The organism is Domibacillus sp., assembly GCF_031181085.1.
In the GTDB taxonomy this organism is placed as follows: domain Bacteria; phylum Bacillota; class Bacilli; order Bacillales; family Domibacillaceae; genus Domibacillus.
The window spans coordinates 43,222-66,211 of the sequence record NZ_JAPSLE010000003.1; the positions used below are offsets into that span (position 1 = coordinate 43,222).

At 44.9% G+C, this 22,990-nt stretch carries 22 protein-coding genes; 20 read left to right on the top strand and 2 right to left on the bottom strand.

The window, feature by feature from the left end; genetic code table 11:
- Positions 1-170: 170 nt before the first annotated feature.
- The 18 genes from RIN81_RS06095 (at position 171) to RIN81_RS06180 (ending at position 19,311) form a co-directional block, all read left to right on the top strand.
- Positions 171-1,463, top strand: coding sequence for an ABC transporter substrate-binding protein (locus RIN81_RS06095; protein ID WP_309088377.1), 1,293 nt, complete (start codon positions 171-173; stop codon positions 1,461-1,463).
- Between the two features lie 87 nt (positions 1,464-1,550).
- Entirely contained in the window at positions 1,551-2,411 is an 861-nt protein-coding gene (locus RIN81_RS06100; protein ID WP_309088379.1) for a carbohydrate ABC transporter permease, read from the top strand.
- Entirely contained in the window at positions 2,411-3,229 is an 819-nt protein-coding gene (locus RIN81_RS06105; protein WP_309088381.1) for a carbohydrate ABC transporter permease, read from the top strand. The genes RIN81_RS06100 and RIN81_RS06105 overlap by 1 nt, the downstream gene beginning before the upstream one ends.
- Positions 3,230-3,409: 180 nt before the next feature.
- Positions 3,410-4,444, top strand: coding sequence for a LacI family DNA-binding transcriptional regulator (locus RIN81_RS06110; protein WP_309088383.1), 1,035 nt, complete (start codon positions 3,410-3,412; stop codon positions 4,442-4,444).
- Positions 4,441-5,160, top strand: coding sequence for a ThuA domain-containing protein (locus tag RIN81_RS06115; protein ID WP_242231786.1), 720 nt, complete (start codon positions 4,441-4,443; stop codon positions 5,158-5,160). Before RIN81_RS06110 ends, RIN81_RS06115 begins: the two co-directional genes overlap by 4 nt.
- A gap of 5 nt (positions 5,161-5,165) precedes the next feature.
- Positions 5,166-6,191, top strand: coding sequence for a Gfo/Idh/MocA family protein (locus tag RIN81_RS06120; RefSeq protein ID WP_309088386.1), 1,026 nt, complete (start codon positions 5,166-5,168; stop codon positions 6,189-6,191).
- Between the two features lie 17 nt (positions 6,192-6,208).
- Positions 6,209-7,246 carry a Gfo/Idh/MocA family protein gene (locus RIN81_RS06125; RefSeq protein WP_309088388.1) on the top strand — a complete coding sequence of 346 codons (1,038 nt, stop codon included), beginning with the start codon at positions 6,209-6,211 and terminating at the stop codon, positions 7,244-7,246.
- A gap of 14 nt (positions 7,247-7,260) precedes the next feature.
- A complete protein-coding gene (locus tag RIN81_RS06130; protein WP_309088390.1) occupies positions 7,261-8,229 on the top strand; it encodes a sugar phosphate isomerase/epimerase family protein in 969 nt (322 codons plus the stop codon).
- Between the two features lie 325 nt (positions 8,230-8,554).
- Positions 8,555-9,439, top strand: coding sequence for a PucR family transcriptional regulator (locus RIN81_RS06135; RefSeq protein ID WP_309088392.1), 885 nt, complete (start codon positions 8,555-8,557; stop codon positions 9,437-9,439).
- Between the two features lie 115 nt (positions 9,440-9,554).
- Positions 9,555-10,655 carry an ABC transporter ATP-binding protein gene (locus RIN81_RS06140; RefSeq protein ID WP_309088394.1) on the top strand — a complete coding sequence of 367 codons (1,101 nt, stop codon included), beginning with the start codon at positions 9,555-9,557 and terminating at the stop codon, positions 10,653-10,655.
- Between the two features lie 489 nt (positions 10,656-11,144).
- A complete protein-coding gene (locus RIN81_RS06145) occupies positions 11,145-11,780 on the top strand; it encodes an SDR family NAD(P)-dependent oxidoreductase (protein WP_309088396.1) in 636 nt (211 codons plus the stop codon).
- Between the two features lies 1 nt (position 11,781).
- Positions 11,782-12,060 (top strand): SDR family oxidoreductase, encoded by a 279-nt coding sequence (locus tag RIN81_RS06150; protein WP_309088398.1) that lies wholly within the window; start codon positions 11,782-11,784, stop codon positions 12,058-12,060.
- A gap of 149 nt (positions 12,061-12,209) precedes the next feature.
- Positions 12,210-14,276 (top strand): bifunctional aldolase/short-chain dehydrogenase, encoded by a 2,067-nt coding sequence (locus RIN81_RS06155; RefSeq protein WP_309088400.1) that lies wholly within the window; start codon positions 12,210-12,212, stop codon positions 14,274-14,276.
- A gap of 87 nt (positions 14,277-14,363) precedes the next feature.
- Positions 14,364-15,815 carry a rhamnulokinase gene (gene rhaB / locus RIN81_RS06160; protein WP_309088402.1) on the top strand — a complete coding sequence of 484 codons (1,452 nt, stop codon included), beginning with the start codon at positions 14,364-14,366 and terminating at the stop codon, positions 15,813-15,815.
- Positions 15,812-17,092 carry an L-rhamnose isomerase gene (gene rhaA / locus RIN81_RS06165; RefSeq protein WP_309088404.1) on the top strand — a complete coding sequence of 427 codons (1,281 nt, stop codon included), beginning with the start codon at positions 15,812-15,814 and terminating at the stop codon, positions 17,090-17,092. The genes rhaB and rhaA overlap by 4 nt, the downstream gene beginning before the upstream one ends.
- A gap of 140 nt (positions 17,093-17,232) precedes the next feature.
- Positions 17,233-17,538, top strand: coding sequence for a Dabb family protein (locus RIN81_RS06170; protein WP_309088406.1), 306 nt, complete (start codon positions 17,233-17,235; stop codon positions 17,536-17,538).
- A 657-nt stretch (positions 17,539-18,195) separates the two neighbouring features.
- Entirely contained in the window at positions 18,196-18,510 is a 315-nt protein-coding gene (gene rhaM, locus RIN81_RS06175) for an L-rhamnose mutarotase (RefSeq protein ID WP_309088408.1), read from the top strand.
- A gap of 39 nt (positions 18,511-18,549) precedes the next feature.
- The gene (locus RIN81_RS06180; protein WP_309088410.1) at positions 18,550-19,311 is read left to right on the top strand and encodes a DeoR/GlpR family DNA-binding transcription regulator; all 762 of its coding nucleotides are present in this window, start codon (positions 18,550-18,552) and stop codon (positions 19,309-19,311) included.
- Between the two features lie 43 nt (positions 19,312-19,354).
- On the opposite strand, the gene RIN81_RS06185 is transcribed toward RIN81_RS06180, so the two are convergent.
- A complete protein-coding gene (locus RIN81_RS06185) occupies positions 19,355-20,044 on the bottom strand; it encodes a TerC family protein (RefSeq protein ID WP_309088412.1) in 690 nt (229 codons plus the stop codon).
- A gap of 445 nt (positions 20,045-20,489) precedes the next feature.
- Here RIN81_RS06185 and RIN81_RS06190 point away from each other — a divergent pair, with 445 nt between their 5' ends.
- A complete protein-coding gene (locus RIN81_RS06190; RefSeq protein ID WP_309088414.1) occupies positions 20,490-21,323 on the top strand; it encodes a VOC family protein in 834 nt (277 codons plus the stop codon).
- Between the two features lie 139 nt (positions 21,324-21,462).
- Here the strand turns inward: RIN81_RS06190 and RIN81_RS06195 are convergent, their stop codons facing one another.
- The gene (locus tag RIN81_RS06195) at positions 21,463-22,239 is read right to left on the bottom strand and encodes a 3-ketoacyl-ACP reductase (RefSeq protein ID WP_309088416.1); all 777 of its coding nucleotides are present in this window, start codon (positions 22,237-22,239) and stop codon (positions 21,463-21,465) included.
- Between the two features lie 108 nt (positions 22,240-22,347).
- On the opposite strand from RIN81_RS06195, the gene RIN81_RS06200 reads away from it, so the two are divergent.
- Positions 22,348-22,830, top strand: coding sequence for an HXXEE domain-containing protein (locus tag RIN81_RS06200; protein ID WP_309088418.1), 483 nt, complete (start codon positions 22,348-22,350; stop codon positions 22,828-22,830).
- Positions 22,831-22,990 lie beyond the last annotated feature (160 nt).

Consider the following 22,990-nt stretch of genomic DNA (forward strand, 5'->3'; position numbering starts at 1 on the left):
ACAAGAATTTAAAGCTTATTAAATTAGCATTGAAAGGCTTTGCGAAAAACATGCAAACGATTTCTTGAAAAATGTTGACGCTTTCATAGTGACGGTGGTATAGTGGTTTCAGAAGTTGAAAGCGGTTACCGTTTTCGGCCGAATAAAAAGACTGCAAAGGGGTAGATGACGTGTTAACAAAAAAAGCATTCGTACTTTCATCGGCATTGTTTCTAGGTCTTGCTGGCTGCTCAACAGCTGAGAAAAAAGAAGAATCATCTGGCAGTTCAGGCGGAGGGGGCGGCGATCAAACGGTCGTAGATATTTTCCAGTTTAAAGTGGAGTTTAAAGACCAGTTTGAGGAACTCGCAAAGCAATATGAAGAAGAACATCCGGAAGTTGATATAAATGTTCAAACAGTAGGGGGCGGGAACGATTACGCTTCAGCGCTGAAATCCAAATTTGCCTCGGGAGACGAGCCGGCTATTTTTAATATTAACGGAGCCGTTGATGTGCAGCAGTACCGTGATAGATTGATAGATGTAAGTGATACGAAAGCGGCTGAATCAGCGCTGGAAGGCACGCTCGAAAGTGTGACAGAAGATGGGAAAGTGCTGGGCCTTCCATACAACCAGGAAGGATACGGATTTGTTTATAACAAAGAGATTTTCGAAAAAGCCGGAGTGGATGCAGATTCGATTAAATCGATGGAAGATTTAACGAAAGCGGTTCAAACACTGGACAGCAAAAAGGACGAGCTTGGCATTGACGCTGTGTTTGCTTTTGCTGGAAAAGAAAAATGGACAGAAGGAAACCACGGTTCAAACTCTTTTATCGCAGACGATTTTAATGGCAGTGTAATGGAAGCATTCCAGGCGAAAGAACTTCCATTTACAAAAGCAGAGCAGTACAAGGAGTATATTGACCTTCAAAACAAATATTCCGTACAGCCGGTTTTGAGCCTTGATTATTCACAGCAGGTAGAAGAACTGTTTTCAACAGGCCGCGTAGCCATGATTAAGCAAGGAAACTGGGTATACCCGACAATCGAGCAGATGGATCCAGCGCTTGCTGAAAATGTCGGCATCTTCCCAATCCCGGTTGACGGCGAAATGAAAATGCCGGTTGGTGTTCCACAGTACTGGGCTGTAAACAAAAACGCAGATGAAGAAGCTCAAAAAGCAGCAAAAGAATTTTTAGATTGGCTATACACGTCTGATGAAGGAAAAGAAGTGGTTTTAACACAATTTAAATTTATCCCGGCTTATGAAGGCTACGACGCAGATAAAATTGCCGACCCGCTTTCTAAAACGATTTATCAATATGCCGAAGAAGGAAATACGCAAGGATGGGTATTCCTTGGCTATCCAGTTGGATGGAGTGATATTTTAGGAGCACATCTTCAAAAGTATCTTGCAGGTGAAGCTTCTTGGGAAGAAGCGATTCAAGCAGCGAAAAATGATTGGAAAAAAGCGCGTCAGTAATTCCATGAAAAGAAAAAAGATAACAGGCACGTTTCAGCTGTTATCTTTTTCTTTCCCAAAATTCAACAGAAATGAGGTTTAGGCAGCATGAGAAACAAAGACTTTATGTTTTGGCTTTTTTTAGCGCCGGTTTTATTTGCGCTTGGCGTCGTCGTCCTGCTTCCACTTATTTACGGGATTATTTACTCTTTCACAGACTGGGATGGGGTAAATGCAGCAGAATTTATCGGTGTGAAAAATTATATTGAGCTGTTCAGCGACGAGGGCTTTTTAAGATCGTTGTGGTTTACATTTAAATTCTCCGTTGCTTCCGTTATCGTTATCAATATTATGGGGCTTGGCCTCGCCATGCTTGTTACATCCTACATTAAATCCAAAAACGTTCTTCGCACTATCTTTTTTATGCCAAACTTAATCGGCGGGTTGATTCTCGGCTTTATCTGGCAGTTTATTTTCACAAAAGTGTTTGACGCTATTGGACGGGCAACCGGCATTGAATGGCTGCAGGGCTGGCTTTCCGACTCCCAGACAGGGTTCTGGGGAATGGTTATTTTGATGAGCTGGCAGATGGCCGGCTATATCATGATTATTTACATTGCGTACTTGGAAAACGTGCCGAAAGATTTGCTTGAAGCGGCAGAGATCGACGGGGCGAATACGTGGCAGCGCTTCCGGAATATTACGTTCCCTCTTGTTATGCCTGCCTTTACGGTCAGCTTGTTTTTAACGCTGTCCAATGCTTTTAAAATTTATGATCAGAACTTGTCACTTACAAACGGCGGACCATTTGACTCGACGAAAATGGTTGCCATGGATATTGTTCAAACGGCCTTCCAATTAAACCAGATGGCAGAAGCACAGGCGAAAGCCGTTATCTTCTTCATCATTGTGGCGATTATTTCATTAACACAAGTGTACATTAATAAGAAAAAGGAGGTGGAGATGTAATGAAAAAGTCAGGAAAACGCTGGACGCTTGAAATTATTGGTATTTTACTGGCTCTTCTTTGGATCTCTCCTTTCTACTTAATGATTGCCAATGCTTTTAAAACAAAACGCGAGATTTTTACCAATACACTAAAACTGCCGGAAGAGTTTACTTTTGATAACTTTACGCAGGCTTTTGAAGAATTAACATTTTTGCAGACATTTGTGAACTCAGTGCTTGTAACCCTTTTGAGCGTAGCGGTTATTCTCTTTTTCTCTGCTATGGCTGCTTATGCATTATCCCGTAATGGAAGCCGGCTGAGCAGTATCATTTTCTTTGTGTTTGTAGCGGCCATGCTGATTCCCTTCCAATCTGTTATGATTCCGCTCGTTACGATTTTCGGAAAAGCCAATGCGCTTAACTTTTACGGGCTGATTTTTATGTACCTTGGCTTCGGATGCAGCTTGTCGATCTTTCTTTATCACGGAGCTCTTAAAGGCATTTCCAAATCACTTGATGAGGCGGCAACGATTGATGGCTGCAACCGGCTTCAAGTATTTTGGTACATTATCTTCCCGCTGCTAAAACCGATCTCTATTACAGTTGGGATTTTGAACGTGATTTGGATTTGGAACGATTTCCTTCTTCCATCACTGGTGATCAGCGGCGACGGCACAGACACGATTCCGTTAAAGCTGTTCAACTTCTTCGGCCAGTATACGAAGCAGTGGCATTTAGCGCTTGCTGGTTTAACGATTTCGATTATTCCCGTTATCATTGCGTATTTCTTTGCACAAAAACAAATTATCAAAGGGGTTTCCGATGGAGCTGTAAAATAAAAAAAGCAGCACCCTGCATATAAAAGTGCTCCAATCGAGACAAAGAAATACAAGAAGCCCCCCAGGCGGCTGGTAAAGTAAAACGCTGCGGGGGCTGCAGCAGGGCATTATGAGAAACGATATACTTTCTTATTTTTTTTGAAAAATGGTACTATAAACTAGAAAAGGGAGGAACCGGTCATGGCTGTCACAATTAAAGATGTAGCAAAGAGAGCGCAGGTTGCGCCTTCGACCGTCTCCCGTGTTATCGCGGACCATCCAAAAATTACGCAGGAAACAAAAGAAAAAGTAAGAAAAGTAATGCAGGAGCTCGGCTACCATCCGAACCTGCTTGCGCGTAAGCTCGTCACGCAGTCCTCCCAAACAATTGGGATTATTCGTAAAACGTCTACGAAGCATTCACTGTCCGACCCGTTTTTTCCGGCAGCGCTTCAAGGAATGAGTGACCTGCTGCACCAAAAGGAATACAGCATCCTATTGACGTGTGGTGAATCTGATGAAGACATTTATCGGGAAGTTGTAAACATGGTTCAAGGCAAAAGCGTCGACGGCATGATTATGCTTTATTCACAGGATCATGACCCGGTGCTGCAGCTGCTTTTAGAGCAAAACTTTCCGTTTGTTATGATCGGTAAACCGTCGGAGCATACTGACAAGGTCATGTATGTAGATAACGATAACGTCAAAGCAGCACGTGATATAACAGACCATTTGATTCGTGCCGGACATACACATATTGCGTATGTCGGGGGCGATCCGAGGTTTGAAGTGCATAAAGATCGTGAAGAAGGATATAAACAAGCATTAAAACTTGCGAATATTCAATCAGAAGTTCTTTTTAGAAAAGAAATTTCAAAAGAAAGCGCTAAGGAAACCATTGATGAGATGATGATGCTGGATCCAAGGCCAACGGCGATTGTGACGACGGATGAACTGATGGCTATGAGCCTGCTGTCTGCTTTATACGAGCGGCGCTTGCGGGTACCGGATGATGTAGCCGTCACCACTTTTACGGATTCCATGCTTTCCGAGCTTTCGAGCCCGCCGCTGACAACAGTCGATATTCATGCATTTCAGCTCGGCTATGAGGCGGCAAAAACATTGGTAGATCTTTTGGAAAAACCGGACATGATGAAGCGGAATATTTTAGTGCCGACTTCTGTTGTGGTACGGGATTCATGCAAAAAAATATCAGAGAATGGAGCGATTCTATGAATATTACAGTATGGAATGAATTTCGTCATGAACGAAACAAGCAGGCGGTCAAAGAGATTTATCCAGAAGGCATTCATCAAGTAATCGCAGATTTTTTAAAAGAAGAAGGACGGACCGTTCAAACGGCCACATTGGATGAAGCAGAGCACGGGTTGACAGAGGATATATTGAATCAAACAGATGTACTTCTTTGGTGGGGGCATGTTGCACACGAAGAAGTGAGCGATGAAGTTGTGAAAAAGGTACAGCAGCGTGTACTCGATGGCATGGGGCTCATTGTGCTTCATTCGGGGCATTTCTCAAAAATTTTCAAAGCACTGATGGGCACATCCTGCGATTTGAAATGGCGTGAAGCTGGAGAAAAGGAACGCCTTTGGGTCGTGGACCCTGCACATCCAATTGCAGAAGGAATCGGCGAATATTTTGAGCTGGAGCATGAGGAAATGTATGGCGAACATTTTGATATTCCGGCGCCGGATGAACTCATTTTCATGAGCTGGTTCGAAGGCGGCGAAGTGTTCCGAAGCGGCGTCACGTACAAACGGGGCAACGGCAAAATCTTTTATTTCCGCCCTGGACATGAAACACATCCTACATACTTCAATGAAAATGTCCAACGTGTCATTCAAAACGCAGTAAAATGGGCAGCTCCGGTGAAACGAGAGCGGCCTGTATACGGTAATGCACAACCAATTGAAGAGTTAAGGGGAGAATAAAAAGAATGGGGAAAATTAAAGTAGGCGTCATTGGGTGCGGAAGCATTGCCCAGCACCGTCATATTCCGGAGTACGTTGCAAACGAGCATGTTCAAGTAACAGCATTTTGTGACGTAAAGGAAGAACGGGCCCAAAAATACGCGGAGCATTTTAACGCAAAGGCTTATACAAGCTATGAAGAATTACTTAAAGATGGAGACGTCGATGCCATCAGCGTTTGTACACCGAATGTACTGCACGCGCCTATTACCATTGCGGCACTCCAAGCAGGCAAGCATGTGCTTTGCGAAAAGCCAATGGCCACTTCAAAGAAAGAAGCAGAGGCGATGATCGAAGCGGCAGAAAAAAGTGGTAAAAAATTAATGATTGCCCATAATCAGCGCTTTGTTGCTTCCCACCAAAAAGCCCGGTCTATTATCGAAAGTGGTGTTTTAGGTAAGATTTACAGCTTTCGTACGGCATTTGGCCATGGCGGGCCGGAAGGCTGGAGTGTGGACGGAACAAACAGCTGGTTTTTCAAAAAAGAGCTTGCGTTTATCGGGGCAATGGGTGACCTTGGCGTTCACAAAACCGACTTGCTTCGCTATTTGCTCGGAGAAGAATTTGTAGAAGTGGCAGCGTTTGTCGAGAGCTCCGCCAAGGAAAATTCCACAGTTGATGATAATGCTGTCTGTGTCCTAAAATCGGAAAGCGGTGTGATTGGAACATTAGCCGCAAGCTGGGCGTATAACGGCGGCGAAGACAATTCTACTGTTTTTTACGCAGAAAATGGCATCATGCGTTTGGAAGATGACCCGGATTATTCACTCATTATTCAATATAAAAATGGTAATAGTGAACGTCACAGCCTAGGTGCAATCCAGTCAAATGAAGAAGGTAAACAAACAAATTCTCGTGTAGTAGAGCAATATATTAACAGCATTTTGGAGGATACAACTCCGCCTGTCTGCGGGAATGAAGGCAAAAAGTCACTGCAGGTAATCTTGGCTGCATTGGAATCAAGTGAAACAAAACGAATTGTCCGTATTTAATCAAAGAGGTGACAAACATGACAAAACTGAGAATCGGCATTTTAGGTACAGGGGGCATTGCAACAGAGCGGCATATTCCGGCTTTTAAGCATGTGAAAGAAGCGGAAATCACGGCCGTAATGGATGTAAACGAGGAGAGGGCGAGAGAAACAGCCGAAAAATTTGGGATTGAGCACGTCTGCAAGAGCCTGGAAGAAATGCTTGAGAAAATTGACGCGCTGATTATCGCTACTCCAAATAAATTTCATGCTCCAGCCGCCGTACAGGCACTGAATGCCGGTGTTCATGTCATGTGTGAAAAGCCGATGGCATTGAATACAAAAGAGTGTGAGGAAATGGTTGCCGCAGCTGAAAAATCAAAAAAGGTACTGCTTATTGCCTATCACTGGCGCTTTTTAAAAGAATCACGTGCGGCCAAACGGCTGATTGACAGCGGTGAAATTGGCCAGCCGCTTGTGATCCGTATTAAATCCATGCGACGCCGTAAAGTACCGGGCTGGGGTGTATTTACAAACCGCGAACTTCAAGGAGGCGGCGCGCTGATCGACTATGGCTGCCACTTGCTTGATTTGGCAATGTGGCTGACCGGCAGTTCAAAACCATTTGAAGTGAGCGGTGCTACTTTTAACCATTTAAGTATGCAAAAAGATATGGTAAACGAATGGGGTACAATTAACCCGGCCACCTTTGAAGTAGAAGACCATGCCACGGCTTTTATCCGGCTTGAAAACGGGGCAGTGGTCATGTTTGAAACCTCATGGGCAGCGAACATTTCGAAAGATGAAGAAACGATCAGCATTTCCGGCACAAAAGGCGGCATTGATGTGTTTCCGCTTCGCCTGAACAAAGCCGAGCATGGCGTGCTGATCAACTCGGATATCGCATGGATTCCAGAAGAAAAGCCGTTTGCCATTTTGCAGGCGGAACATTTTACTTCCTGCTGCTTTGGAGAAAGCACACCGCTGACAAATCCGGAGGAATCCATGTACGTATCGAGTATCATTGAATCTGTTTACGAAAGCGCCAAAATTGGCCGCAGCGTCAAAATCAGATAAAAGGGGCGATTCCATTGAAATTAGGTGTATTTACCGTGTTATTCTCCAACAAGTCCTTTGAGGACATGCTGGATCATGTAAAAGATGCTGGCCTTGACGCCGTTGAAATTGGTACAGGCTGTTATCCGGGCAACGCGCATTGTCCGCTTGATGAGCTGCTGGAAGACGAGAAAAAGCGTGCCGATTATCTGGAAGCTGTGACGTCACGCGGTCTTACAATCAGTGCCTTCAGCTGCCATGGCAATCCGCTTACACCGGACAAGGCATTTGCGGAAGAATCCGATTCTGTACTCCGTAAAACGATTAAGCTCGCTTCTCTTTTGAATGTGCCGGTTGTTAACTGTTTTTCCGGCACTCCAGGAGACTCCGAGGAAGCTAAACAGCCAAACTGGCCTGTTGTTCCGTGGCCGGCAGAATACCATGATATTTTAAAATGGCAGTGGGAGAAAAAGCTTATTCCATATTGGAAGGAAATTGGTGAAATTGCCAAAAGCCATAATGTAAAAATTGGGCTCGAGCTGCATGGCGGTTTCCTGGTTCATACTCCTTATACAATGCTCAAGCTTCGCGAGGAAACATGTGACGCCATTGGTGCAAACCTTGATCCAAGTCATTTGTGGTGGCAGGGTATTGATCCAGTGGCTGCCATTAAAATTCTCGGTAAAGCAGGTGCTATTCACCATTTTCACGCGAAAGACACGTATATTGACCAAGACAACGTCAACCTGTACGGCTTGACAGATATGCAGCCTTACGGTGATGTGCAGTCGCGTGCCTGGACATTCCGCAGTGTTGGCTGCGGTCATAGTGTACAGGAGTGGTCTGACATGATGAGCGCGCTTCGTCTATATAACTATGATTATGTCGTCAGCATCGAGCATGAAGATGCAATCATGTCCATCGACGAAGGCTTTAGCCGTGCTGTGAAAAATTTAAACGATGTATTGATCCGTGAATCTGCCGGTGAGATGTGGTGGGCGTAACAGAAGACGCGAAAAAAGGATAAAATCAAACCGATTTCATCCTTGAAAGTGTAGGCAAAGTAAGAAAGCGGGCGTTTGTCAACAGCCTGAAGGATGAAATCAAGATGATTTCATCCTTCTTTATTGACCAAATAAGTTATGAAAAAGGGAATGAAACAACGAGTATACACGCCTCGTTGTTTCGATTATTTTTATTCTTCCTTCAGTATGATTTTAAATGGACTGGAAAGGCGTTTTTCAGCGAATTTCAGTATAATAAGGAGAAAAGGGCGGGAACGGTTCCCTTCAGCGGATCGCTTCTGCTTATTGAAAGAAGGCAGCCGAGATGCAAAGTATCGATGTAATTTACAAAAGAGCCATTACGACAGAACAGCCTAAACTCGACGAAAGCCGCCTGCATTATTACGACAAACAACAGAACCGCTATATTTCTATTCCAAAAGAAGATGTGTCTGAAAGAGAAGAACAGCTTCTTTCCCATTTTTTTGTTCGAATTCGTGAGGACGGGGAAGAAAGCCAGTTCTCCTCGGCAGAACAAGCATGGTGGAACTTTCTAATAAGAGATGGGGAATGCCCCGCTTTAAACGCAGACCGAGTCCGGTTTTTATATATGAAGCTGTCAGAGAATGCCCGCGGCAGTTTTTTAGAAGCGGCCCATACATTTTTTGACCATGCTTTTCTGGTTGTCTGGATAGGAGAGCGGGAATGCATTCTTATAGAAGAAGAGTCCGATTATCCAATCCAAAAAACAGAGGCGCAAACGTTTCTGGATGTGCTCGCCGGGGACTTTTACATAACGGGGCGTCTGTTTATTGGACGGTTTGCACAAGCATCCGCTTCATTAAAAAATCTGTATAAGCGGGAAACGGAAGCGGCGCGCAAAGCGGTCCTGCTTGTTCCAGAGCAGCGGGTCACAACGATTGAAACGGTTATTCCTTATCTATTTTTGGCCCAAAGCCGCAACGAGCTCTCGGAGCTGTTTGCGGAGGAATTGAAATGGTTTGAATCAGATGATGATTTGCGCCATACTCTTCAATTATTGATTCAAAATCATCTTAATGTAAGCCAGACTGCCAAGCAGCTTCACCTGCACCGTAACAGCCTGCAATATCGGATTGATAAATTCATTGACAGGACAAGCATTGATGTCCGTTCCTACGAAGGGGCTCTGTTAGTTTACATGCTGTGTTTAATCAGCATACAAAAGTGAGAAGGGCAACGTGCACAATGAAGAGCAAACGATCTTTGTGCACCCTGTCTATTTTTATTTAGTTTGTAAGCGAATACAATAAATTTAAGAAAACGGTTACAGGAGGAATTGGAAAATGGCTGAACTTCAACTAAACAATATCTATAAAGTCTATGATGGAAATGTAACGGCGGTAGAAGATTTTAATCTTCATATTCAGGACAAAGAATTTATCGTATTTGTCGGTCCGTCTGGCTGCGGGAAATCTACAACGCTGCGGATGATTGCCGGACTTGAAGAAATTTCAAAAGGCGATTTCTTTATCGATGACCGCCGTGTAAATGATGTAGCCCCAAAAGACCGTGATATTGCAATGGTATTCCAAAACTATGCCCTTTACCCGCATATGACCGTTTACGATAATATGGCATTTGGTTTAAAGCTTCGCAAAATGCCAAAAGAAGAAATCAGACAGCGCGTAGAAAACGCTGCCCAAATTCTTGGGCTGACAGAATATTTGAAACGGAAGCCAAAAGCTCTTTCCGGCGGTCAGCGCCAGCGTGTTGCGCTTGGGCGTGCGATTGTCCGTGATGCTAAAGTATTCTTAATGGATGAGCCGCTTTCCAACCTCGATGCGAAGCTGCGTGTACAAATGCGCTCTGAAATTATTAAACTGCATCAGCGCTTGCAGACGACAACGATTTACGTAACACATGATCAGACTGAAGCCTTAACGATGGCAACCCGGATCGTTGTTATGAAAGCCGGAAAAATCATGCAGATCGGTACGCCGAAAGAAGTATATGAAAATCCGGAAAACGCCTTTGTTGCCGGCTTTATCGGATCACCTCCAATGAACTTCTTTAATGCAGATCTTGGCGATGGCTATGTAAGAATTGGTACACAAAGGCTTGATGTGCCAGAAGGAAAAATGCGTTATCTGCGTGATCAGGGCTATGTAGGCAAGCAAATCATTCTTGGCGTTCGTCCAGAAGATATTCATGATGAACTGATTTTCCTTGAAGCATCCCAGCAATCTGCTTTTGAAGCAAAAGTAGCGGTGTCAGAGCTTCTCGGTGCAGAAATTATGGTGTATTCGGACATCGCAGGACAGAATTTTGTGGCACGCCTTGATTCACGTCTTGATATTGCGGCAGGTGAAAAACTGCAGCTGGCTTTCGACATGAACAAAGCGCACTTTTTTGATGCTACATCAGAAGTACGAATTCGCCCATAATAACTTTTCAGCAGGAAGCAGATGCTTCCTGCTTTCCTGCTTTAAAGGACGAAGTATAAAAAAACAGCCGGTTGTGCTTCCCAACTCGTTTTTATTCTTTTTTATTGGTTTCTTTTTTTATGATCAATCCCGAAAAAGATAAAAAATAATTAAAAAAGATTTAGAAAGCGGTTTCAAATTAAGGGAACCGGGTACTAGATAATTACAGAGGCAGCTAAATGGAAACTACAAAGGCATTTGAAGCATCCAGGTCGAGTGATCGGATGAAAAAACACTGTTAGCCTTTATTCCATCATCTGTGAATAAACCATTTTTATTCACAACAGCATGCTCTGTACAGGATGAATGATTTGCTTGAAGCGGCGAGGTTTTCAAAAATCGCCGGCTGAATCCATTTAGCGGTTCCTGCGAATAGGCAGAGTAGACTGCTGAATATGAGCAGATCTTCTCCAGCAAATTCCCGTTTCACAAAGGGAATGGAAGAAGCCTATGCCGGGAGTCTGGCGCAGGCTTTTTTCATTTTTGTATATAGATGGTGCCAGCTGTTCAGCTGGCACACTTTGGTGGGGAAACGAAAAGAAACAGGGTATAAACAAAAAGAGTCCAACAAAAGGTGCTATAAATATAAAAACAAAGAAAACAGCTGTAACTACCGGCGGGGCATCCGGCATCGGAAAAGCAGCTGCTCTTCGTCTTGCTGCAGACGGGGTTCTGATCAGTCTTGTTGATCTGAACGCTGAACGGCTGAGTACCGAAGCGGAAGAAATCCGGCTCGCTGGAGGAGAAGTGCTTGTTTTTCACGAGGATATAACCAATGAACAGGGGATGGCATGCGTGATGCAAAAAACCGCCGAAGAAGCAGGCAGCATTGACTGTGTTTTTGCGAATGGCGGCATTTTGGGGACTGTTTCCCCAATCGAGCATTTTACCAAAGAAAATTGGGCAAAAACCATTGAAAACAATGTGGTTGGCACCTTTGTGGCCGTGAAATCGGATATCCCTTATATGAAAGAAAGAGGCGAAAGCATTGTGCTGACAAGCTCGGTCAGCAGCAGCCGCCAGTTTGCTCAGGAGGGATTCAGCGCGTACAGTACATCTAAAACTGCATTGTGCCGCTTTTTCTAAAATGGCGGCGCTTGAGCTTGCTCAATATCGTATTCGAGTCAATGCGATCTGTCCAGGCTCTATTGATACACATATTTTTGAGTCGATGGATGAATCTGAGCGAACCAAAGACATTCATTTTCCACTCGATATCCTGAAAAATGCCATTCCACTTACGAAAAAACCAGGCCAGCCAGAGCAGGTTGCCAGTTTGTTTACTTTTCTAGTTTCTGACGACGCTTCCCATATCACAGGAACAGAAGTGTATGTAGACGGGGCGGAGATGCTTTTAAAGGGATAACTCAACCCCTTCCAGCTTAAACAGCTGAGAGGGGTTTTTTGTGTGGGGAAAAGAAAATAAACAAAAAATAAAAAATATATTCAAAAATAAACAAATGTATTGTACAATAAAACAAATATAAATAAAGATTAAGAGTGGAGGAAAACAAAATGGTCAAAAACTTGTGGGAGTCCAATGAAGCGGCAGCAAAGTCAGGTGTAGAAGAATTGGTTTACCGTTCCAATTTAATTGGTTCTGACCGCGCCGTATGCAACTGGGGCGGCGGCAATACATCTATGAAAACAACCGAAAAAGATTTTCGGGGCCGCGATATTGAAGTGATGTGGGTAAAAGGAAGTGGTTCCGATTTAGCCACAATGAAAGCAGAGAATTTTACCGGCTTAAACCTGGAAGATATCCGTCCGCTTATTGAGCGCGATGAAATGCCGGATGCAGAAATGGTAGAGTACTTGACACATTGCATGATCGACAGCAAGCATCCGCGTATGTCGATTGAAACGCTTTTACATGCGTTCCTGCCATTTAAACACGTTGACCATACACATCCAGACGCTATTATCAGCCTTTGCTGCGCGGACAATGGGAAAGAGATTGCCAAAGAAATTTACGGCGACCGTTTTGTATGGGTTCCTTATGTACGCCCGGGCTTTACCTTATCAAAAATGATTGCAGAAGGGGTAAAGAACAACCCAAATGCAGAGCTTGTTCTTATGGAAAAACACGGGCTGGTTACATGGGGAGAAACATCCGAAGAGGCATACAGCCAAACCATCAATATCATTAACGAAGCAGAAAACTATATCCAAAACAAACAAAAACAAACAGAAGCATTTGGCGGCCAGGTTTACGAGTCATTAACGGAAGAGGAGCGCCAAAACGTATTGGCGGCTGTGATGCCAGTGATCCGCGGTGCAGTCAGCGGTGAAAAGAAAATGATTCTTACTTATGATGATGCAGAAGATGTGCTTCAATTTGTCAACAGCAGAAATGCCGGCACGCTTTCACAAGTAGGTGCGGCCTGCCCGGATCATCTTGTTCACACAAAAATGAAGCCGCTTTATATTGATTGGGATCCGCAGAACGGTACGACGGAAGAGCTGATCGAGAAAGTAAAAGCAGGTGTAGAACAGTTTAAAGCCGAATATAAAGAGTACTTCGAACGAAACAAAAACGAAGGCGATGTGATGTTTGAGGCGGCACCGCGTGTAACCCTTATTCCGGGTGTCGGGATGGTAAACTCTGGAAAAAACATCACAATGGCAAATGTGAGCGGCGCCCTTTACCATCGTGCGATTGCGGTTATGAAAGGCTCAACGGCTCTTGGTGAATTTGTATCCTTAAGTGAAAACGAGTCCTATAACGTAGAATACTGGCCGCTCGAGCTGTACAAATTGTCTCTGGCGCCGGCTGAAGCGGAATTTTCCCGCAAAGTCGCGTTTATTACAGGCGGTGCCGGCGGGATTGGCAGCGCGACAGCCCGCCGTTTAGTGTCAGAGGGCGCTCATGTGGTGCTGGCTGATTTGAATCTTGAAGGAGCGGAAAAAGTCGCGGCTGAAATTAATGAGCAGTACAAGGAACAACGCGCGGCTGCCGTGAAAATGGATGTGACCAGCGAAGAGCAGGTGCAGGCGGCTTTTGCCAAAGCGGCCCTTACGTTTGGCGGTGTAGATTCAATCGTAAATAATGCAGGCCTTGCGACATCCAGCCCGTTTGATGAAACATCTTTGAAAGAATGGAATTTAAATATGAATGTACTTGGCACAGGCTATTTCCTTGTGGCGCGTGAAGCGTTCAAGCAAATGAAACAGCAGGGCATTGGCGGCAACATGGTATTTGTCGGTTCGAAAAACTCTGTGTACGCGGGGAAAAATGCTTCGGCTTACAGTGCCGTAAAAGCGCTTGAAACACATCTGGCCCGCTGTATTGCAGCAGAAGGCGGCGAGTTTGGCATTCGTGTAAACTCGGTGCTGCCGGATGCCGTGCTGCAGGGGTCGGCTATTTGGGGCTCCAACTGGCGCAATGAACGTGCGGCAGCATACGGCATTGAACCGGATCAGCTGGAAGAGCATTACCGGAAGCGCACGACGCTGCTTGTAAACATTTATCCGTCTGACATTGCGGAATCCATTGCGTTTTTCGCTTCATCCAAAGCCGACAAAACAACGGGCTGCATGATTACAGTTGACGGCGGCGTGCCGGCAGCGTTTACGCGATAAGGCTTCATCAGCAGGCAAGGGGCTGCTTTATGCCGTAATGGCATAGGCAGTCCGGCTGCTTTTGGCGTGAAAGAAGGAGTGATGGAAATGGCGCATATTGCAGTAGATATCGGCGCTTCAAGCGGCCGGCTTGTAGCGGGCGAAATAAAAGACGGCAAGCTTGTAATGAACGAAATTCACCGTTTTGCCAATGGATTTCGGGAAGTAGGTAATACATGTTATTGGGACATTGATCATTTACTTAATGAAATTATTAAAGGACTGGCTGAAGCGAAAAAACGTGGCTATCATTCTGTCACCGTAGGAATTGATACGTGGGCGGTTGACTATGTATTGGTTGATGAAAATGGTAACCGCTTGCAAGAAGTCATTGCCTATCGGGACAGCCGGACTGAGCAGACGATAAGCAAAATCAGCCGGTATATAAACAAAAAGAGCATTTACGAAAAAACAGGCATTCAATTTTTACCGTTTAATACGCTCTATCAATTGTATGAAGAAAAACAAGAGCTCATCAAGCGCGCAAAATATATTTTGCTTGTGCCTGATTATCTGGGATACTGCCTGACTGGACGGGCAGTTACGGAAGTGACCAATGCATCGACTATGCAGATGCTGAATGTAAAAACGCGTGATTTTGATGAAGAACTGCTGGCATTACTGTCCATTGAACGCTGCCAATTTCCGCCGTTCGCGGAACCGGGGGAGGAGCTTGGCCCTCTTGTAAAGGAACGTTTTCCAGGAGCAGATCTGCCGGATTGCCGCGTAATAGTGGCTGCGTCACATGACACCGCTTCCGCCATTGCCGGTACACCGGGAGAAGGCGAAAACTGGGCGTATTTAAGCAGCGGCACCTGGTCTCTGCTAGGGATTGAGTCGGCTGAGCCGGTGATCAGTGAGCTGTCTCTTGAAGATAATTATACGAATGAGTGGGGCGTTTTCGGCACATACCGCTTGTTAAAAAATATTATGGGCATGTGGATTATGCAGGAAGTGCGCCGGCATCTCCCGGTTGATTACACGTTTGCCGAGTTTGTAGATGAAGCGAGAAACGTGGAGCATTTTCGCCAGTTTGTCGACTTAAATGATGACCGTTTTTTAAACCCGGCTAACATGGTCGAAGAAATCAAATCGTACTGTCGTGAAACCACTCAGCCTGTCCCAGAAACAGCCGGTGAGCTGGCCGCCTGTGTGTATGACAACCTGGCTATTATTTATGCCATTGCGATTCGAGATCTTGAAGAAATGACCGGCCAGCGGATTGACCGGCTGCACATTGTCGGCGGCGGAGCGAACAATGAACTGCTTAACCAGCTTACTGCAAATGTAAGCGGGAGAATGGTTTATGCGGGCCCTTCGGAAGCAACAGCGGTTGGCAATTTAATGATGCAGATGATCGCTTCAAAAGAACTTGGCAGCCTGCAAGAAGGAAGGAAACTTATTCGAGCTTCATTTCCGCTCCAGATATTTTCACCGCAGGAGCAGGCAGCAAAACGAATAGAACAGTTTAGTCAATATCGAAAGGGTGAAAAGGTATGAACGTAAAAGAACAATACGAAGCAGCAAAACAGGCGTATGCCAAGTGGGGGATCGATGTAGATACAGCACTTGAAACATTAAAAAAAGTGCCCATTTCGATTCATTGCTGGCAGGGTGATGATATTGGCGGATTTGAAGTGAACAAAAGTGAATTATCGGGCGGCATTGATGTTACGGGGAACTACCCGGGCAAGGCAACCACACCAGAAGAGCTGCGGGCAGATTTAGAAAAAGCATTGTCGCTTATTCCGGGTACGCACCGAGTAAATCTGCATGCTTTATATGCGGAAACGAACGGAGAGGCAGTGGACCGTGACCAATTAAAGCCAAAGCATTTCGATAACTGGGTTCATTGGGCAAAACAGCATGGCCTCGGCCTTGATTTTAATCCGACGCTGTTTTCACACGAAAAAGCAGCAGACGGCTTGACACTTTCGCATCCAGACGAAGAAATCCGAAAGTTTTGGATTGATCACTGCATCGCATCTCGCAAAATCGGTGAGCATTTTGGCCGTGAGCTTGGAACGCCCTGCTTAACGAATGTTTGGATTCCAGATGGATACAAGGACATTCCAAGTGACCGCCTGACGCCCCGCAAAAGATTAAAAGAGTCATTGGATCAAATTTTTGCGGAAGATATCGATGAACAATACCACCTGGATGCCGTGGAAAGCAAAGTATTCGGAATCGGTTCTGAGTCTTATGTGGTGGGGTCTCATGAATTTTATCTCGGTTATGCGCTGAAAAACAACAAATTATGCTTGCTTGATACGGGGCATTATCATCCGACTGAAACAGTTTCGAACAAAATTTCGTCCATGCTGCTTTATGCAGATAAGCTGGCATTGCATGTATCACGCCCAGTTCGCTGGGATAGTGACCATGTTGTCATTTTAGATGACGAACTTCGGGAAATTGCGCTTGAAATTGTCCGTAACGATGCGCTCGATAAAGTGATTATCGGCCTTGATTTCTTTGATGCAAGCATTAACCGTGTAGCAGCGTGGACGATTGGTACACGCAATATGATTAAAGCACTGCTGTATGCGCTTCTCGTGCCGAACGAGCACTTAAAGCAGCTGCAGGAAGAAGGAAACTTCACCGAACGCCTTGCTTTGATGGAAGAGTTTAAAACGTATCCGTTCGGCGCCGTCTGGGATTACTACTGTGAGCAGATGAACGTGCCGGTGAAAGAGAGCTGGCTGAATGAGGTAAAGCAATACGAAGAAACGGTTTTGTCGAAGCGGTCACAAAAAGAGCAGGAAGTAAGCAAATAAAACAGAAAAACCAAGAAAAAGTTCTTTTGCGAAAGGCCGACCCAGAGATCTTCCACCGGGCGGCTTTTTCTTTTGCATATCCGCTGGGAAAATGGGGAATAAAACGAGTGAACGGAAAAAAAGGAAGGTGTGTAGCAAACATGTACGAACACTTGGTGTCTTTTAAATTTAAAGAAGAGGTAACAACGGAAAAGCAGCAGGAGCTGGCACTGCAGCTGCTGAAGTTTCAAGGAGAAATCCCGGGTATTATGAAGGTAACAGCCGGCATTAACGCAACAGATGAAGTAGAACGGGCACAAGGGTACACATTAGGCCTGCATGTTACATTTAAAGACAAACAGTCTTTAGAAGAGTACCAAACACACCCGCTGCATGAAAAATTTCTGTCCGAAATTGAAGGATTAACCGATAATGTCATCGTAGTGGATTATGAAGTTGCCTGGTAAAAAGCAGCGGTTGCAAATAAACAAAAAGGAAAACTGGTACTTACAACAAGTACCAGTTTCAAACTGTAGACAGATTATATGGATGACCTGCACGTGAATGGGATGGATCGGAGGCGTCCAGGCAGCTCCGCTTTCCATAGGAGTCTGCGCTGCCCTCCCGCCGCCAAGTGGCTTGCGACAAGATGGTATAGAGCAAATAAGGTCGTATCTTTCTGTTTAAAAAAGAGAAAATGTCTACTCAGTCCTTGCTTCTGGATTTTCAACACCACTTAGTGAAGACTGCCGGACGAAGACTCTTGCGGGAAGTACAGTGAGTCGGGAGACCCCACAGGCGCAGCCGAGGAGGCTCCCGCACTTCCCGTGGAACGCGAAGTCTGGCAGGCCTCACTTATCGGCTCTTTTTTAAAGCAAGAGACTTCGTCTACACACGGAAACTGGTACTTACAACAAGTACCGGTTTTTTTATGGAAAAGATTAGCTGTGCTAATCGGTGAAATAAATGGCATGTCTTGAAATTTGAATAGACATATGCAGACAAATGAGGTTGAACATAAAAGAAACTGGATTTTGTAAACGTCCGGTTTTTTATTTTGAAAGGGTATTCAAAAATAAACAAAAATAAGTTATGATAAAACAAAAAGAAACGGAGTGTAGTTGATGATTCGAAAAGCGACTGTGATGACTGTGTATAAAGACCAATATGGGGAATACAAAAAGCGTCATGATGAGCTTTGGCCTGAGCTGGCAGAGGCACTGCGGGCCCATGGAGCACGCAACTACTCGATTTTTTTAGAGGAAGCGACGGGCAAGCTGTTTGCCTATGTGGAAATTGAGAGTGAAGAAAAATGGGCTCGCATGGCAGAGACAGATATTTGCAAGAAATGGTGGGCGTTTATGGAGCCGATAATGGAAACGAATCCGGATAACAGTCCAGTGGCAGTGGAGCTGAAAGACGTTTTTTATTTGGCATGATAAAATAAACAAAAACAAACAAAGGTCAGGTGCAAAAGGATGCTGGTAGCAGAGAGACATCAAAAAATTGTAGAGCTGGTGAATGAACGGTCAAGTATCCGCGTATCAGAGCTGAGCGATATTTTCTCCGTCACGGAAGAAACGATTCGCCGCGATCTTGAAAAGCTTGAAAAGGAAGGCAAACTGCAGCGAAGTCATGGCGGTGCGGTCAGCATGCAGGATGAAGAATCAGAAGTGCATTTTTCCGAGCGTGTCATTACGAATGTACAGGAAAAAAAAGTAATTGCACATGAAGCAGCCAAGCGGGTGCAGGAAGGGGACCGCATTATTTTAGATGCAAGCACGACGGCCTGGTATATGGCGAAGGCGCTGCCTAATATGACACTGACAGTTATTACGAATTCGATAAAAGTAGTGATGGAACTAAGTAAAAAAGAACGGATCAACGTGATTTCAACCGGCGGTATTCTTCTGCCAAAGTCATTATCGTTTGTTGGGCCGCTGGCGGAGCGTTCTCTTGATTTATACCATGTGAACAAAACCTTTTTGTCCTGCAAAGCCGTTCATCTTGATGCAGGTCTGAGTGATTCCAATGAGCAACAGGCTCTTTTAAAAAAGAAAATGATAGAGCAGTCAGATGAAGTGTTTTTAATGGCTGATTCAAGCAAATTCGGCAAGCGTGCTTTTTCATTGATCGGGCCGCCAAGTGGTCTTTATGAAGTGATTACAGACAGAGGATTGGATGAAGCCGTAAAAAGGGGATTGGACGAACGGCAGATCCGTGTTGCCGTTGTGGAATAAAAAACAGCCTGCTTTCGTAAAGAAAGCAGGCTGTTTGAATGTATTAAAGAGCATTTTCATCCAGGCGTGTATCGTTTTTTTCTTTAGCCACTTTGCGCTGTTTCAATGCACCAGCCAGTAAAATACCCGCTACGACGACAATCTCAAAGCCGTATTTGATAAATGGGTTGGCAAAGTATCCGTTCATAAATGGTTCGCCAACAATCATTTTCGATGCTGTCCAGCCAAGAATCGCTGCCCCAATCATAATGATAACCGGGTAACGCTCAATCATTCTCAAAATCAACGTACTGCCCCACATCACAATTGGAATCGACACAAGCAAGCCGATGATCACAAGCCAGATGTTTCCGTGAGAAGCGCCGGCAACAGCTAAAACGTTATCGAGTCCCATCAAAGCATCTGCGATAATAATCGTTTTAATGGCTCCCCATAGGGAGTCAGCTGCATTGACTTCATGCTCTTCTTCTTCCACAAGCAGTTTATATGCAATCCACACAAGCAGGATGCCGCCAATTAAGTGCAAGCCCGGAATTTCAAGCAGGTACACGACAAGCAATGTGGCGATTGCACGAATCACAATAGCCCCGATCGCTCCCCAAAGGATTACTTTCTTTTGTTGTTCTTTCGGGAGCTTGCGTGCAGCAAGACCGATCAAGATGGCGTTGTCGCCAGCGAGCACAAGGTCAATCATAATAATAGCAAATAATGCGGTTATAAATTCTGTTTCCATTTGCCCATCTCCTTTTTATTTTTAATCAAAATAAAAGAGACCTCTGCCATAGGTATATGGCAAAGGTCTCGCTAAACACTAAATCAATAGGTCAATAAAGCCGGAGGAATAAATTCCACGTAATGACGACTTTATTTCAGTTTCCTGACGCTACTCCCCTTTACGGATGAAGGCGATATTCAGTTCATAATGCTCGTGGCTTTATTGTAACAGGTGAAACGCTAAAAGAAAAGATGATTTAAGCTTGATTTTTTTATTGACAGCCATTATTTTTCGTAAACGCTGATAATGATCCCCTGTTTGTTTATACTATATTCACTTTTCTACAAAAAGAGAGCTCTCTTAAAGGGTCATTTAGATGCTTGACTTTCACTTTTGATCATTTGTATAATATGTTACATAAAGTAACCAAAATTAAAAAGGTAACATAAGAGGGGAATAGACCATGAATCATTTTCATGAAAAGCCGCACACGTTCGTTGGAGAAGTGAGTATTCGTGTAACAGATTTGAATAGATCGATTGCATTTTATACGCAAATCATCGGATTAAAAGTGTTGTCGCAGTCCGATCAGCAGGCTGTATTAACAGCGAATGGACAAACAGCGCTGGTGACACTGGAGCAGCCAGAAGGTGTCACACGGAAAGCAGGACGTACGTCGGGCCTGTATCATTTTGCGATTCTGCTGCCAGAGCGAAAAGATTTGGCTCAATTTTTACGCCACCTGCTGCAAACGGGCTACCGTTTTGGTGCGGCCGACCATTACGTGAGTGAAGCAATTTACCTGGATGATCCTGACGGCAACGGGATTGAAGTGTACCGCGACCGCCCGGCGTCAGAATGGACGTGGAACGATGGACTGGTTGATATGGCTACTGTCCAGCTCGATGGGGACAGTATTCTTGCGGAAAGTGAAGAAGCATTTACAGGCCTTCCTTCTGGAACAATCATGGGGCACATTCATCTGCATGTTTCGAATATTCCGGATGCGGAACGGTTTTATATGGAAGGACTTGGCTTTGAGATTGTCAGCCATTATCCTCAGGCGATTTTTACCTCAACCGGCCGATATCATCACCATATTGCGTTAAACACATGGCAGGGGGTTGGTGCACCGCGTCCAGCCGAAAGCAGTACAGGGCTCAATTGGTATACAATTGTTTTTCCGAGTGAGGAAGCAAGAGAAGAGGCGGTGGCACGCCTTCAAAATATAGGTGCTAACGTCGATCAGTATGTAACAGAAGACCCGGCAGGAAACCGGATTCATCTTCTCGTTTAAAAAGCAGCCGGCCTGCTCCGATTTTATGCAGCAGGCTTTTAAAGAGAGACGAAAAGCATTTTAAAAACAGAGAAGCTGATGAAAACAGTCAATTCAAATATAAAAAACGCGCCGGCAGTTCCGGCGCGTTTACTTATTTTTATGGATTAGTCGACCAAAGTCCTGCTGATTTGATAAACGTGCGGCTGTTTAATTTCAGCTGTGCCACCACGAATTCCGCAATGTCTTCCGGCTGCATCACTTTGTCAGGATTGCCGTCCGTTAAGTTATTTTCAACTGCAAGGTCCGTTGCTACTGTACTTGGTGTCAGAGCTGTGACCCGAATATTGTGCTTCCGTACTTCAAGCGCAAGAGATTCCGTTAAGCCAAGCACACCAAATTTAGATGCGCTGTAGGCGCTTGTGACTGGTGCTCCTTTTTGGCCTGCAGTCGAAGAAATGTTAATAATGTCGCCTGATTTTTGCTCGATTAAATCTGGCAGTACAGCGCGTGTTACATTGTACACACCCATCAGGTTAACATCGATAATTTTTTTCCATTCGTCCGGATCAAGGTCCATAAAACCGCCAAATTTTGCGATGCCGGCATTGTTGATGAGAATGTCTACTCCGCCAAGCTCTGCTTTCACTTTTTCAACAGCTGCTGTTACTTCTTCTAGATTTGAAACATCCGCTGCTGCGAACGCTGTTTTAATTTCTACCTTAGACGGCATCAGTACGGGACGGCCGCACATATCACGTGTTGACACTTCCGGGTTTAACCCGAGGTCCTCCGCTACTGCTTGTACATGTTCTTCTGTCCGTCCAATCAAGCCAATATGAACACCTTCCGCCGCAAGCGCTTCCGCAATCGCACGCCCGATGCCGCGGCCCCCGCCTGTAATAATAGCTTTTTTTCCTTGTAATGATTGTGCCAAAGTATATTCCTCCTTCAATAAATCTCTTCGCTTTATCTTATCAGCCTGCCGCTAAGCGGACAATGGATTTGCTTTCTATGGTTTAATAAATTAAAGGGAGGGACTATTGTGACGCCAATCAAACAGCAGGCTGGGTGGCACCTATGTAAATGTGGGCTGCCTGTTCTTTTTCTTGTGCATAACATAGAGGAATCTTTTGGAATGATATCTTTTTTACACAACCGGTTTAGGATAGAAGCGGTTACACAGCGCCAATTCACAGCAGCTGTCGCTATCCTGACAATCCTCGTTTTCTTTCTTGTTTTAACCTTTGGAAAGTCAAAAGCCTTTCTGCTGTTCCTTTATGGGACCATTTTTTTCAACGCTGTCCAGCATATCGTGCTGCTCGCTGTGTTCAGGGCATATAATCCGGGTGTGCTCTCCGCTTGTGTAATTCTTGTCCTCTTTCTGCTTTTTTTCCGACAGGTACGGCCGTTTCTGGAAAGAAGACTCGTACGTTTCGTTCTGCTCGGCAGCCTGTTTACTTATCCGATTGCCACATGGGCAGCCCTATGGGCAGGCGGCTTTATTTCACGAATCAGCTCTTATTAACTTTCAAAATGATGGCAACCAGCAGGGCCGGTTTCCTGCCGGATTGCTGAAGACTAAAATATTTTTACAAACGAAGAACAGAAAGCTCCGGGTGCTCTTTAGTTGCGGGGAAGACAGCCCTTCGTTAAAGTAAGAATAACAAGAAGATGGAGGCAGACGG